We start from the raw sequence: 13688 nt of genomic DNA, 5'->3' as shown, positions 1-13688 counted from the left end.
GGGAGCGCGGGGGCGGCCGGTCAGGCGCGCCGCGGCGGGGTGAGGGGGTCGTACTGGGAGAGATCGAGGGTCGCGAGTTCGGCGGGCGCGTACGGGCTGAGCCGCACGACGTCGCCGACGACCACGACGGCGGGGGAACGGATGCCTCGTTCCGCGGCCTGGTGCGCGATGGTCGAGAGCGTGCCCACCGTGACACGCTGACGTGCGCCGTACCCGTCCTCCACCACCGCGACGGGGCAGTCCGCGCCGCGCGCGCCGCGGGCCAGCGTGATCGCGGAGTTCGCGAGGGTGCCGATGCCCATGAGGAGCACGACCGTGTGGTCGCGGCCGCCGCCGAGCGCCTCGATCTGGTCGTGGGCGGTGGCGACGGTGAAGGCCGTCGCGACGCCGCGGTGCGTGAGCGGGATGCCGGCGATCGCGGGCACCGAGATGGCGCTGGTGATGCCGGGCACGACCTCGACGGCGACACCCGCGTCCTGGCACGCGTGCAGCTCCTCGCCGCCGCGGCCGAAGACATACGGGTCGCCGCCCTTGAGCCGGACGACGGTCTTGCCCTCCTGGCCGAGGTGGACGAGCAGCGCGTTGATGGCGTCCTGCGGCACCGCGTGGTGTCCGGGTCGCTTGCCCACGTCGACGATCTCGGCGCGGAGCTCCACGCCGTCGGCCGCGAGCCCGTCGAGCACGGAGCGGGCGCCCAGGCGGTCGGCGACGATGACATCGGCTGCCTCGAGGGCGCGGAGACCCTTCACGGTGAGCAGGCCCGCGTCGCCGGGGCCGGCCCCGACGAGCCAGACCTTGCCGGTCATCGGGCGCCTCCCGTGATGAGCAGACCCCGGCGCTTCAGCATCCGTCGCTCGAGAGGCCCGAAGAAGACGAGCTCGATGAGGATGCCGATCGCGAGGATGAGGATGATGGTTGCGAGCACACCGGCGAGGTCCGCCAGCTCGCGCGACTGCTGCAGCATCGAGCCCAGGCCGAAGCCGATCGAGCCGCCCGTCGCGATGATCTCCGCCGCCATGAGCGAGCGCCACGAGAACGCCCAGCCCTGCTTGAGGCCGGCCAGGTAGCCGGGGAGGGCCGCGGGGAGGATCACCGAGGTGGCCAGCTGCCAGCGCGAGGCGCCCAGCACCGTGCCGACGCGGCGCAGCTGCGGGGGCACCTGGTCGATGCCGGCGACGAGACCGTTGACGATCGACGGGATGGCGCCCATGAGGATGACGAAGTAGACGGTGGCGTCCGACAGGCCGAACCAGATGATCGCGGCGGGCACCCACGCCACCGAGGGCAGGACCTGCAGGCCGGAGATGATGGGACCGACCGCGCGACGGATGGGGCGCACCTCGGCCAGCAGCAGCCCGATGGGCGTGCCGACGATGATCGCGATCAGGAAGCCGACGATTCCGCGCTCGAGGCTCGTCGCGACGGCCTCCTGCAGGCGCCCCGTGTCCCACGCGAGGCCCAGGGCGTTCCACACGTCGACGGGGCTCGGAACCTTGTCGGGGCGCGGGTCGGCGATCACGACGTAGAGCTGCCACGCGACGATCAGGAGGATGACGAAGACGACGGGGGGCACGACACTGGCGGTGATGCGGCGCCAGCGGCTCGGACCGCGCTCGGCGTCGGTCTGCAGGCGGTCGAGTCCGGCTTCGAGCGAGCGCAGGTCGTCTCCCTCGCTCGTTGAGCGAGCTTGCGAGTCGGAACGCAGAGTCGAAACGCCGGTCGACTCGAGGCGTTTCGACTCGCTCGTTCCTCGCTCGCTCAACGACCGGGCGGGGGTCCGGGTGTCATGCGGCATTGCGGCGGATCTCCTTCCGCAGCTGCTCGGTGATCTCCACCGAGAGGGCGGCGACCTCGGGCGACTCGATGCGCCGGCCGGTGGTCTTCGTGATCTGCCACTGCTGCACGATTCGGCCGGGGCGGCTGCCCATCAGCACGACGCGCTGTCCGAGGCGGGCGGCCTCGCGCACGTTGTGCGTGACGAACACGATGGTGCGGCCGGTCGCGCGCCACACGCGCTCCAGCTCCTCGTGGAGCAGATCACGGGTGATGGCGTCGAGCGCGGCGAACGGCTCGTCCATCAGCAGCACCGGCCGGTCCTGCGCGAGGGCGCGCGCGAGCGCGACGCGCTGGCGCATGCCGCCCGACAGCTCGTGCGGGCGCTTCTCCGCGGCATCCGCGAGGTTCACGGTGTCGAGGAGGGCCAGCGCCTTCTCGCGGCGCTCGCCGCGGGCGACGCCGCGCAGGCGCAGCGCGAGTTCGACGTTCTTGCGGGCGGTGAGCCACGGCATGAGCGCCGACTCCTGGAACATGACGGCCGAACCCTCGGCGGGGGTCTCGATACGACCCGCGCTGGGCTTGTCGAGGCCGGCGATGAGGTTCAGCAGCGTCGACTTGCCGCAGCCCGACGCACCCAGCAGGCACACGAACTCGCCCGGGGCGATGTCGAGAGAGACGTCCTCGAGCACGATCGGACCGGAGCCGAAGCGCTTGGAGACGCCGTCGATCCGCACGGCGGGTGCGGGAGCGGGCGCCGCGACGGGCACCGGTGTGACGCTGTCGAAGCTCGGGGCGAGCGGCTTGGTCGTGCCGGGTGCGGGCGCCGAGGCGTTGACGGGGGAGGTGGTCATGTTCAGTCCTCGCCGAGTCCGGCGGCGGAGACGGGTTCTTCTCCGGCGGCTTCGAGCTGCTCGTTCAGCAGGCGCAGGTCGAACAGGCCCTCGATCGAGCCGTCCTTCTGCGTGCCGGCTTCGATGCCGTTCTCGACCAGGGTCTGGAACGTGTCGGCGTGCGGGTCGACGGAGAAGCTCACGTGCTCCAGCGCCCGGGTGATGACCGCGTCGGCGAGCGGCTTGCCGGTCTCCTTCTCGATCGCGCCGTTGATCACCGTCGGCGCCTCATCCGGATTGTCGGCGATCCACTGCACCGCGGCTTCGTGGCCGGTCAGCAGGTCGGCGACCACATCCGGGTGCTCGTCGAGGAACTCGGTGCGCACCAGCAGCACCGTGGTGGGGAACTGCCCGTCCTCCCACAGGTCGGCCTCGTCCTGCAGCACGTGCGCGCCGGCGTCGACGATCAGCCGGGACACCCACGGTTCGGGCAGCCAGGCGCCGTCCAGCTGCCCGTCCTGGAACAGCGTCAGCGTCTGCGCGTTCTCGGTCGGGGTGATCTGCACGTCGCCGCCGCCGGAGGTGTCGGTCTCAAAGCCCTCATCGGCCAACCACACCCGGGCCGCGACGTCCTGGGTGTTGCCCAGCTGCGGCGTCGCGATCGTGGTGCCCTCCAGGTCGGCCGGGTCGTCGATGCCGTCGCGCACGACGAGCGCCGCGCCACCGGTCGCAGCGCCGGCCACGATGCGGGCGGACTCCCCGCCGGACTGGATGAAGGTGTTGATCGACGGGTTCGGGCCGATGTAGGTCGCGTCGATCGCGCCGGCAGACAGCGCCTCGATCGCGGCCGGACCGGCGTTGAAGACCTGGGTGGTGACCTCCACGTCGCCGAGCGCGTCGGCGAACAGGCCCTCCTCGAGCCCCACCAGCGCGGGCGCGTGGGTCACGTTCGCGAAATACCCCAGGCGCACCTCGTCAACCGGGGCGGCGTCACCCGGCTCCGCCGCGGCGGAGGCGCACCCGGCCATCATCGCTGCCACGAGTCCCAGGGTTGTGAGTGCTGTCGCAGTGCGGATCTTGTTCACGGTGTCGCCTCCTTCGTTTCGGTCTTGCGGGTGCGGGGTGAGCGCGCGGTCAGTCGCGCACGATGCCGGCGGCGAGCGTCGCGCCGTCGGACGGATGGATCACGAGGAACGAGCCCCCGTGGCGGCTGGTGGCGTACGCCTCGAGCGGCAGGTCGGCCGCCAGTCGCAGCCGCACGCGGCCGATGTCGTTGGTCTCGAGCGTCTGTGCTGGTCTGTCGGTGTGGGCCGGCACGTGGGTGAGCGCGTCGAGGTCGTAGCGCGACTCGATCTGCGCGACGATGGCCTGCACGGTCGCCGTGCCGTGCTTCACGAGAACACGGATGCCGGGGGTCAGCGCCCGCGCGTCGAGCTGGAAGAGCTCGGCATCGAACTCGCGACGAGCCGCCGGAAGCGTGCCGGCCGCGACGACGAGGGCTCCGCGCGCGGTGTCGATGTCGCGGTCGAACTCGAGCGACACGGACTGCGGAGCCGTCGCCTCCTCGACCTCGGCGCCCGCAGCACGGATGCCGGTGACCGTGGTCGCCGAGCCGCCCGGGAAGATCTCGACCCGGTCGCCCACGCGCACGACACCGCTCGAGATGCGGCCGGCGACGGCGCGGTAGTCGCGCAGGCGCTCGGCCTCGGCCGGGCCGATGCCGGGAGCGAGGCCGCCCTGCGGCCGCAGCACGAGCTGGACGGGCAGGCGCAGCGGCTCGAGCTCGCGCTCGGCGTCGCCGGCGGCGGGAAGGGTCTCGAGCAGCTCGAGCAGCGCCGGACCCTCGTACCAGGGCGTGCGCTCCGAGCGGTCGACGATGTTGTCGCCCTCGAGCGCCGACACCGGGATGACGTGCAGGTCCTCGATCCCGAGCTCGGCCGCGACGGCCTCGGCCTGGGCGGCGACGTCGGCGAACGTCTCCTGCGAGAAGCCGACGAGATCGATCTTGTTGACCGCGACGATGACGTGGGGAACGCGCAGCAGGGCCACAACGGCGAGGTGCCGCTTGGTCTGCTCGAGCACGCCCTTGCGGCCGTCGACGAGCACGATCACGGCGTCGGCGGTCGTCGCGCCGGTGACCATGTTGCGCGTGTACTGCACGTGGCCAGGGCAGTCGGCGAGGATGAACGACCGCGCCCCCGTCGAGAAGTAGCGGTAGGCGACGTCGATCGTGATGCCCTGCTCGCGTTCGGCGCGCAGGCCGTCGGTGAGCAGCGCGAAGTCGAAGGCGCCGTGCGCGAAGCCGCGGTCGGCCGACGTGCGGGCGACCTGCTCGAGCTGGTCGGCCAGGATCGCCTTCGAGTCGTGCAGCAGGCGCCCGACGAGCGTCGACTTGCCGTCGTCGACCGAGCCCGCCGTCGCGAACCGGAACAGCGTGCCTTCCGCCCCGCCCGTTGAGCGAGCGAGGAACGAGCGAGTCGAGACGCTCTGAGTATCGAGTGACATTTAGAAGTACCCGTCCTTCTTGCGGTCCTCCATGGCCGCCTCGCTGAGGCGGTCGTCGGCGCGGGTCGCACCGCGCTCGGTGATGGTGGAGATGCCCACCTCGGCGACGATCGCGGCGAGGTCCGCAGCATCCGATTCCACCGCTCCGGTGCAGCTCATGTCGCCGACCGTGCGGTAGCGCACCAGCCGGCGTTCGACGGTCTCGTTCTCCCGCGGCGGCGAGAACGGGCCGACCGGGCGCCACATGCCGTCGCGGGCGTACACGTCGCGCTCGTGCGCGAAGTACAGCGGCGGCAGCGCGATGCCCTCGCGCTCGATGTAGCGCCAGACGTCGAGCTCGGTCCAGTTCGAGATCGGGAAGGCGCGCACGTGCTGACCCGGCGTGTGGCGGCCGTTGTACAGGCTCCAGAGCTCCGGGCGCTGGTTGCGCGGGTCCCACTGGCCGAATTCGTCGCGCAGGGAGATGATGCGCTCCTTGGCGCGCGCCTTGTCCTCGTCGCGCCGGGCGCCGCCGAAGACGGCGTCGTGCCGGCCGGCGGCGATCGCGTCGAGCAGCGGCAGCGTCTGCAGCGGGTTACGGGTGCCGTCGGCGCGCTCCTGCAGGCGGCCGTCGTCGATGTAGTCCTGCACGCTGGCGACCTCGAGACGGATGCCGAGTCGCTCGACGGTCTCGTCGCGGAAGGCGATGACCTCCGGGAAGTTGTGGCCGGTGTCGACGTGCAGCACCGGGAACGGCACCTTGCCGGGCGCGAAGGCCTTCGTGGCGAGGTGGAGCACGACGACGGAGTCCTTGCCGCCGGAGAACAGCAGCACAGGCCGCTCGAACTCGGCGACGACCTCGCGGATGACATGGATGGCCTCGGCCTCGAGCAGGTCGAGCGTCGTCAGCGCGCTCTCCCCGGTCGTTGAGCGAGCGAGGAACGAGCGAGTCGAAACGCCCTGAGTGTTCGAGAGGGTCATTCGTGGAGCCCGCATTCGGTCTTCGAGGAGCCGGCCCAGCGGCCGGATCGGGGGTCTTCGCCGGGCGCGACCGGCTTCGTGCACGGCTCGCAGCCGATCGAGGGGTAGCCGAACCCGACGAGCAGGTTCACCGGCGCCTTGTGCGCGGCGGCGTAGGCGAGCACGTCGTCGAAGCTCCACGCCGCGACCGGGTTCACCTTCACGAGTCCGTTGCGCTCGTCCCACGTCACGAGGGGCGTGTTCGTGCGGGTCGGAGCCTCGTCGCGGCGCACGCCCGTGAACCAGACCTCGTAACCGCCGAGCGCGGACTGCAGGGGCGCGACCTTGCGGCGCGCGCAGCACAGGCCCGGGTCCCGCTCGAAGAGCCTGGCGCCGAACTCGGCGTCCTGCTCCGCGACGGTCTGGTCGGGCGTGATGTCGACGATCCGCACGTCGAGCGCGCGCTGCACCTCGTCGCGCGTCGCGTACGTCTCGGTGAAGTGGTAGCCGGTGTCGAGGAAGAGCACGTCGACGCCGGGAAGCTGCTCGGCCACGAGGTGGGGAAGAGCGGCATCGGCCATCGAGCAGGCGACGGCGGCAGCATCCGTCCCGAAATTCCGCGCGACCCACGCGACCACTTCGGCAGCGGATGCCTCGTGCTCGGTGAGGCTGCCGAGCTCGAGGTTGCCCTGCTCGGCGAGAGCCTTCAGCTCTTCGTGGGTGCGCTTGGTCGCGACGCGGGGGGCGAGGGAGACGGTCACTGCGTCAGCTCCTTTCCGGCGGCGTCAGCTTCGCCGCGGCGCGCAGCGGCGCTCATTGGAGGGCCTCCTCGTCGGCGCGGTGCGCCCACTGGGCGAACGTCTCGTCGGCCTCGATGTCGCGCTCGGCGAGGAACCGCTTGACGACGCGCTCGGTGTAGTCGGCGATGCCGTCGGCGGCGACCTTGAGGCCACGCACCGTGCGGCCGAGGCCGGCGTCGTCGCGGTCGGCGTTCACGAGCCCGCCACCCAGGTGCACCTGGTACCCCGGCACCTGCTCGCCGTCGATCGTGACGAGCTGGCCCTTGAGGCCGATGTCGGCGGTCTGGATGCGGGCGCACGAGTTGGGGCAGCCGTTGACGTGGAGGGAGATCGGATGCGGCAGCTCGAACTGCTCGAGACGCTTCTCGAGGTCGAGCACCGCGGCCGTCGCGTACGCCTTGGTCTCGACGATCGCGAGCTTGCAGAACTCGATGCCGGTGCACGCGATGGTGCCGCGACGGATGAGGCTGGGGCGCGCCGACAGGCCGAGCTCGTCGAGGGCGGCGATGAACGGCTCGACGTTCTCCTCGGGGATGTCGAGGAACACGAGCTTCTGATGCGGCGTCGTGCGCAGGCGGGTGGAGCCGTGCGCCTCGACCAGGTCGGCGAGCTTCGCGAGCGTCGGACCCGAGACCCGGCCGACGATCGGCGTCGCGCCGATGTAGAAGCGGCCGTCCTTCTGCTTGTGCACGCCGATGTGGTCGCCCTGCGTGAGCGGCTTCGGCGCGGCGGGGCCATCCGGCAGCGCGTAGCCGAGGTACTCGTCCTGCAGCACCTGACGGAACTTCTCGGCGCCCCACTCGGCGAGGAGGAACTTGAGGCGCGCCTTGTTGCGCAGTCGCCGGTAGCCGTAGTCGCGGAAGATCTGCGCGACGCCGTGCCAGGCATCCGCCACCCGCTCCGGCGACACGAAGACGCCGAGGCGCTCCGCGAGGCGCGGGGTGGTCGAGAGGCCGCCGCCGACCCACAGGTCGTAGCCGATGCCGAGCTCGGGATGCTCGACGGCGACGAATGCGACGTCGTTGATCTCGTGCACGACGTCCTGGCTCGGGTGACCGGTGATCGCGGACTTGAACTTGCGCGGCAGGTTCGCAAGCGTCTCGTCGCCGATGAAGCGCGACGTGATCTCGTCGATCTGCGCGGTCGGGTCGATGAGTTCGTCGGCCGAGATGCCGGCGACGGGCGAGCCGAGGATGACGCGGGGAACATCGCCGCACGCCTCGGTGGTGCCGAGGCCGACGGCCTCGAGGCGGCGCCAGATCTCGGGCACGTCCTCGACGCGCACCCAGTGCAGCTGCACGTTCTGGCGGTCGGTCAGATCGGCGGTGCCGCGCGCGAAGTCGGTGGAGATGCCCGCGATGACGCGCAGCTGCTCGGTGGTGAGCTGCCCGCCGTCGATGCGCACGCGCATCATGAAGTACTCGTCCTCGAGCTCTTCGGGGGTCAGGGTCGCGGTGCGGCCGCCGTCGATGCCGGGCTTGCGCTGGGTGTAGAGCCCCCACACGCGGAACCGGCCGTGCAGGTCGGTCGGGTCGATCGACGCGAAGCCGCCCTGCGAGTAGATGTTCTCGATGCGGTCGCGCACGCTCAGACCGTTGTCGACCTGCTTCCACTCCTCGTTGCCGTTGAGCGGGGTGGTGCCGTCGACCTTCCACTGGCCGTTCGGCTTCGACGACGGGCGCGGCGGGCGCACGGCCGCGCGCGGTCGCTCTGCGCCGGCGAGCGCTTCAGTGTCGCTGATGGTCACGGTGGCCTCCGGGGTGAATCCCGGGGCGTCCCCCGGGCGGGACCCTATCGAGTCCATTCCGCGAATCTAGAAGCGGTCGCGCGCCAGACCTATCTGAGCGTCAAGAGGCGTTAACCGACGTAATGGGGCGTCACACAGTTGCGGGTGCGGCCCTTTGTGGACTCGATCCGAGATCGGACCTGGTCGCCTCGAGGAAGCCGGGTCGATGCGTTCCGACCGAGTCGAGGTGTTCCGAGCGCGCGGAACGCGTTGACTCGGTCGGAACGTCGCTAGTCGCGGCGACGGCGTCGGCGAAGGCGGCAGCGGGAGGGGGAGCCCGGTGTCCGGGCGGCGCTACCCGGCGGCTTCGTTGTAGCGATCGACCACGATGTCGACGAGGGGTGCCGGCGGTTCGTCGTCACCGAGCAGCGGCGGCGCGACCGGGGCGCCGGCGGCGAGCCTCACGGCGAGGTCGTGGAAGTAGCCCGGGGCGAGGAGGTAGTCGGCGACGAGGACGCGCGCGGCGTGCGTCTTGGCGTCCGCGACGGCGACGTCGACGCGGGGGTCGGCAGCGGCGAGGAAGCCGACGGTGACATCCCGGTCGAGGCGGGCGCCCAGCATCCGTCCGATCTCTCGGCAGTCCTCGTTCGCGCGGTCGTCGGTCGAGCCGGCGACCGCGAGCACGAGGCGGTCGTCCGGTTCGGGGCCGAGGGGTTCCAGGCGGGCGAGGAGCGCGTCGACGAGGCGCGGGTCGGGACCGAGCGCCGGAGCGATGACGACGTCGTCGCGCCCCGCGGACTGCTCGATGAGGTCGACGCGCACGTGATAGCCCGCCGAGAGCAGCAGTGGAACGATCACGACGGGCATCCCCTCGGGGATCGCGTCGAGGGATGCCGCGACATCCGGCTGCTGCACATCCACGTGCCCGAGCCGCACCGTGACGTCGGGCAGCCGCTGCGCAACGGCGTCCACCAGCGCCGCGACGGCGGCCTGCCCCGCCGGCGACGACGTGCCGTGCGAGATGGCGAGGAGTGCGGGCTGGGGCATGTGGCCCATTGTGCCTCGGGCTCGTGTCGCGCGTGTGACAGCGCCGTCGGTGTGGGTGCCCTGCATCCTCAGTTGAGGACCTGAGCCGGCGTCCTCAGTTGGGGATCTCGGCCGAGATGAGGAGCGACCGGAGGGCGTGGCTCCGCATTCGGCACTGCTCCTCAGTCGAGGACGCGCAAAAGCCGAAGGGCGATCCCCGCGTCTGCGGGGACCACCCTTCGGGCAACGGATGCTGCGGCTCAGGCCGCGCCGGACTCCCGGCCGCGTGCGAAGCCGGCGTCGAAGCCGCGCTCGTACGCCTGCTGGGTGCGGCGTCCGCCACGGCCGTGGTGGCCGCCGTGGCTGCCGTGACCGCCCCGGCCGTGGGCCTCGTGGCCGCCGTGGCCGTGGGCCTCGTGACCGTGGCCGCGGCCGTGGTGGTTGGGGTGGTGGCTGTGGCAGCCCTCGTCGCCGTAGCCGCGCATGGGCTCGTCGAAGCGCTCGGCGGGGTGGCCGGGACGCCCGGGGGCGAAGCCGCGGTGACGATTGTGGCCGTAGCCGTCGTGGATGTCGGGGTCGAATGCACGCGGACGCCCGCCGAAGCCCGGACCGAAGCCCGGACCGAAGCCCGGACGGAAGCCGGGGCCGAAGCCGGGGCGCCCGAAGCCGCCGAAGCCGCGCTCGCGGTCGGCGGCGTTCTCGTCCCAGCCGAGCTCACGGGCGATCTTCTCGAGCGAGCCGGTGAGGGCTGAATAGGCCTCGTCGTCGCCGACGGCCGCGACCACGCGGGCACGGAGCCCCTCGACGATCGCGCCGATACGCTCCTGCTCGGAGCGACCGAGGTCGGTCAGGATCCAGGTGCCGTCGCCCTGCTCCTCGACCCAGCCGCGCTCCTCGAGGCCGCGCAGGCGCTTGCCCTTACGGGCGAGGCGCTCGCGGAATTCGGGGGCGTCGATGTCGCCCGACAGCACGTTCAGCACCATCCAGTCGCGTCGCGAGATGCCCTCGGCCTCGAGCGCCGTCGCGAACTCGCGCGTCAGCAGCCCGTCGACCGCGCGCAGCCAGTAGCCGAGCGGGCGCCTGTCGGCGGGGCGGGTGCCATTCTCTTCGTTGTCATTGATGCCGTTCATGGGGAAGTCCTTTCGGGGGCGGCGCGGAGGCCGCCGAGTGATACATGTCGAAGTGCATGTACATGCAGTGTGACATGCATTCCGGATTCATGTCAAGTCGCATGTAAATTGGAGAGATGCCGTCTCCTCCCGACGACCCGTCCGACGCGATCGCTGCCGCCCTCGCCCGCCTCCGCGGACGACGAGGCCCTCGTCCGCCGTGGATGGAGGGCCCCGGCCCGCACTCCGCACGCCCGCACGCACATGGCCACGCCGGTCCGCACGGGCACCCAGCCGATGGCTCGGAGCACGTCCACCCCGACGGCTCGATCCACGGCTTCCCGGGTCGCGGCGGTCCGTGGGGTCGCGGGGGAACGGGCCCCGGGTTGGGCGCACCGCCGTGGGCGGGTGGCGGTCGCTTCGGCGGTCCGGCGCGCATGAGGCTGCTCGAGGCGCTGGCAGCAGCATCCCATCCACTGTCCGTGGGGGAGATCGCCGACGCCGTGGGCGTGGATCAGCCACGGGCGTCGCGCCTCGTGCAGCAGGCCGTTGAGCTCGATCTGGTGCGGCGCGAGGCCGACCCCGACGACGCCCGCCGCACGCGCGTCGCGCTGACGGACGCCGGCACCCGCCTGGTGCGCGGCTTCCGCGGCGAGCGGCGTGAGGCGATCGACGCGGCGCTCGCCGCGTTCACCGACGCCGAGCGCGCGGAGCTCGCACGGCTGCTGACGAAGCTCGCCGACTCCTGGCCCGGCGGGTCATAGTCGCGGGCCCACTGTTACGCGCCGGTTCGGCGCGTTTCGACTCGCAAGCTCGCTCAACGACCGGTATCCCGGCCGCGGTGCGGGGGCTTGGTCAGAAGCTGGTGACGAGATCGCCGAGCACGGCCTCGAGCTTCGACGGGTCGGTCGCGTCGTAGTAGTGCGCGCCCGTGGCGCTCGAGATGGACTGCAGCGTCGCCACGTCGGCGTCGGCGCCGTAGGCGAGCGTGAAGATGAGCACCGGTGTGGCGTGGTGCATGTCCTTCAGGTTCGCGAGCATCTGCTCGGCACCGATCGTGGGGGCGTTCGGGGCGTCGTTCTCGCCGTCCGAGAGCAGCACGATGGCGTTGATGTGGTCGCTCGACCACGACGCCGCCTGCTGCGCTGCGAAGGTGTCGACCGCCTGGTAGAGCGGGGTGTCGCCCATCGAGGTGATGCCGCCGAGCGCGCCGAGGAAGCCGTCGCGCGACGCGCCGATGTCGGAGACCGGCGACACGAGTCCCGGCACCATTGCGCCGTCGGGTGCCTGCGCGAAGGCGGCGAGGCCGACGTCGTCGCCGTTCGTGAAGTGGCCGAGGGCGGCCTCGATCGCCTTGCGGGCCTGCGTCAGCTTCGTGTCGCTCGCCGAGATGGGCTCGTCCATCGAGCCGGACGCGTCGAGGAGGAACAGCACGTTCGCGCGCTTGCGGACGTCGGGGAACGACGCCTGCACGGCGGTCACGACATCGGCAGCGGGGAAGGTGAGCGTGCCGCCCTGGTCGCCCTCGAGCTGTCCGACCTGCTGGACGCCCTCGTCGAGGTCGCGATTGAGGTCGCGGTAGCCGGCCGCGCGAACGGCGGCCTGGCCCTGCGCGGTGTGCGTGAAGCGGATGAAGTCCGCCGCCGCCTCCGACTCGACCGGGTCGATCCACCCGCCGGTGAGGCGCATCACGGGGTTGTCGGCCGTGTAGTAGCCGTCGGCCGGGTAGATCGGCACGAGCTGCTCCGCCGGCGGATCGGCCTGAGTGCGTGTGATGCCGTCGCGGCTCGTGATGCCGCGGTTGTAGTCCCACACGGATTTCTCGTCGACGATGACCGCGGAGAGGAAGTCGGCAGCGGATCCGGATGCCTCGGCCTGACGCGCGTGCCAGAGGAAGTGTTCCGGCGTCGCCATGTAGTGGCTCGTCGCCGTCTCGTTCTCGTGCACCTCCGCCTGCACGGCGGGGTCCTGCACCTGCGCGGCGGTGAAGTCCGTCATCGATCCGGCGGCGGTGCCGTACGACGCGAACATCGCGGCCTCGCCGCTCGTCGCCACGAGCGGGCTCGTCTTGCCCAGCTTGAACGCGCCCCACTCGGGGTGGCCGAGGCCGCTCCAGAGGTCGGGGTCGCCTGCGGACTCGAAGATCTCGGTCCACGTCGGGGCCTCGGCATCCCATCCGATCGCGGCGGCGAGGTTCTCGGGCATGGCGAGCACGATGTCGGAGAGGGCGACGCTCGTGCCCTCGGCGCGCAGGTTGGTGGCGCCCTCGGACTGCGCGACGTCGACCCAGGTCGACGAGTCGGGGAGCCACACGGTGGGCTTCTGGTCGTCGGCGAGGTTCGGGAAGCCGGTCGCCACGACAGCGGCGGCCACGCCCGACTTCTCGCGGGCGGTGGTCACGGTGACGCATGAGCCCGCGACATTGCGCGGCTGGCTGTTGTAGGCGGCGGCGAGGCCCTCCGCCATCTCGGCGTTCTCGAACGACGACAGCACCTGAACGGTCGCGCAGGGCTCAGCGCCGGCGGTGGCAGCGGGCTCGTCCTCGGGGAAGACGATCGGTTCGGCGACGACCGGGGCCTCGGGAGCGGGGGCGGCGGTCTCAGGCTCGCCGCCGGAGAGGTTCGAGATGATCGCATACGACACGGTGCCGATCGAGCCGACCAGCACGACGATGCCGACGATCGTCGTCGCGATGATCGCCTGCCGGCGGCGCTTGCGACGGCGCTCGCGGCGCTCGTCGATGGCGGACGGCTTCGAGGGCTTCGGGGTCGTGGCGGCTGTCGAGAAGGTCGGAGCAGGGGTCGACGGAGGTGTCGATGTCTCAGGTGCGGTCTTCGGTGCGGAGGCCTGGCCCCGGCGGGGGCCAGGGACGTCTTCGTTGCCGCGCGTTCCATCGCGCATGGGGGGAATCCTCGAAGCGGGTACGGCCGCTAGGCCGGGCGGGGGGTCACCGGTCCCAAGATCCGGTGTGTGGCTA

At 71.7% G+C, this 13688-nt stretch carries 12 protein-coding genes; 1 reads left to right on the top strand and 11 read right to left on the bottom strand.

Features of this window, described 5'->3' with window-relative positions; translation table 11 throughout:
• Positions 1–20 precede the first annotated feature (20 nt).
• The 10 genes from cobA to ACEYYH_RS20595 form a co-directional block, all read right to left on the bottom strand.
• Positions 21–806, bottom strand: coding sequence for a uroporphyrinogen-III C-methyltransferase (gene cobA / locus ACEYYH_RS20640; RefSeq protein WP_374976156.1), 786 nt, complete (start codon positions 804–806; stop codon positions 21–23).
• Positions 803–1795 carry an ABC transporter permease gene (locus ACEYYH_RS20635; RefSeq protein WP_374976155.1) on the bottom strand — a complete coding sequence of 331 codons (993 nt, stop codon included), beginning with the start codon at positions 1793–1795 and terminating at the stop codon, positions 803–805. Before ACEYYH_RS20635 ends, cobA begins: the two co-directional genes overlap by 4 nt.
• Positions 1785–2627, bottom strand: a complete 843-nt coding sequence (locus ACEYYH_RS20630; RefSeq protein ID WP_374976154.1) for an ABC transporter ATP-binding protein — start codon at positions 2625–2627, stop codon at positions 1785–1787. The genes ACEYYH_RS20635 and ACEYYH_RS20630 overlap by 11 nt, the downstream gene beginning before the upstream one ends.
• A gap of 2 nt (positions 2628–2629) precedes the next feature.
• On the bottom strand, positions 2630–3691 hold the full coding sequence (locus tag ACEYYH_RS20625; protein WP_374976153.1) for an ABC transporter substrate-binding protein: 1062 nt from the start codon (positions 3689–3691) through the stop codon (positions 2630–2632).
• A gap of 49 nt (positions 3692–3740) precedes the next feature.
• Entirely contained in the window at positions 3741–5111 is a 1371-nt protein-coding gene (locus ACEYYH_RS20620; protein ID WP_374976152.1) for a sulfate adenylyltransferase subunit 1, read from the bottom strand.
• A complete protein-coding gene (cysD, locus tag ACEYYH_RS20615) occupies positions 5112–6071 on the bottom strand; it encodes a sulfate adenylyltransferase subunit CysD (RefSeq protein WP_374976151.1) in 960 nt (319 codons plus the stop codon).
• Entirely contained in the window at positions 6068–6811 is a 744-nt protein-coding gene (locus ACEYYH_RS20610) for a phosphoadenylyl-sulfate reductase (RefSeq protein ID WP_374976150.1), read from the bottom strand. The genes cysD and ACEYYH_RS20610 overlap by 4 nt, the downstream gene beginning before the upstream one ends.
• Before the next feature lie 52 nt (positions 6812–6863).
• The gene (locus ACEYYH_RS20605; protein ID WP_374978270.1) at positions 6864–8591 is read right to left on the bottom strand and encodes a nitrite/sulfite reductase; all 1728 of its coding nucleotides are present in this window, start codon (positions 8589–8591) and stop codon (positions 6864–6866) included.
• A gap of 339 nt (positions 8592–8930) precedes the next feature.
• Positions 8931–9623 (bottom strand): sirohydrochlorin chelatase, encoded by a 693-nt coding sequence (locus ACEYYH_RS20600; protein ID WP_374976149.1) that lies wholly within the window; start codon positions 9621–9623, stop codon positions 8931–8933.
• A 239-nt stretch (positions 9624–9862) separates the two neighbouring features.
• A complete protein-coding gene (locus ACEYYH_RS20595; protein ID WP_374976148.1) occupies positions 9863–10732 on the bottom strand; it encodes a MarR family winged helix-turn-helix transcriptional regulator in 870 nt (289 codons plus the stop codon).
• Between the two features lie 116 nt (positions 10733–10848).
• On the opposite strand from ACEYYH_RS20595, the gene ACEYYH_RS20590 reads away from it, so the two are divergent.
• Positions 10849–11475 (top strand): MarR family winged helix-turn-helix transcriptional regulator, encoded by a 627-nt coding sequence (locus tag ACEYYH_RS20590; protein ID WP_374976147.1) that lies wholly within the window; start codon positions 10849–10851, stop codon positions 11473–11475.
• Positions 11476–11566: 91 nt separating this feature from the next.
• Here the strand turns inward: ACEYYH_RS20590 and ACEYYH_RS20585 are convergent, their stop codons facing one another.
• Positions 11567–13612: a substrate-binding domain-containing protein gene (locus ACEYYH_RS20585; protein ID WP_374976146.1), complete on the bottom strand. Its 2046-nt coding sequence runs from the start codon at positions 13610–13612 to the stop codon at positions 11567–11569.
• Positions 13613–13688: the final 76 nt, after the last annotated feature.

Source organism: Microbacterium trichothecenolyticum, assembly GCF_041938625.1.
GTDB classification, from domain to species: domain Bacteria; phylum Actinomycetota; class Actinomycetes; order Actinomycetales; family Microbacteriaceae; genus Microbacterium; species Microbacterium trichothecenolyticum_D.
This window is presented reverse-complemented; position numbering and strand designations above follow the sequence as displayed.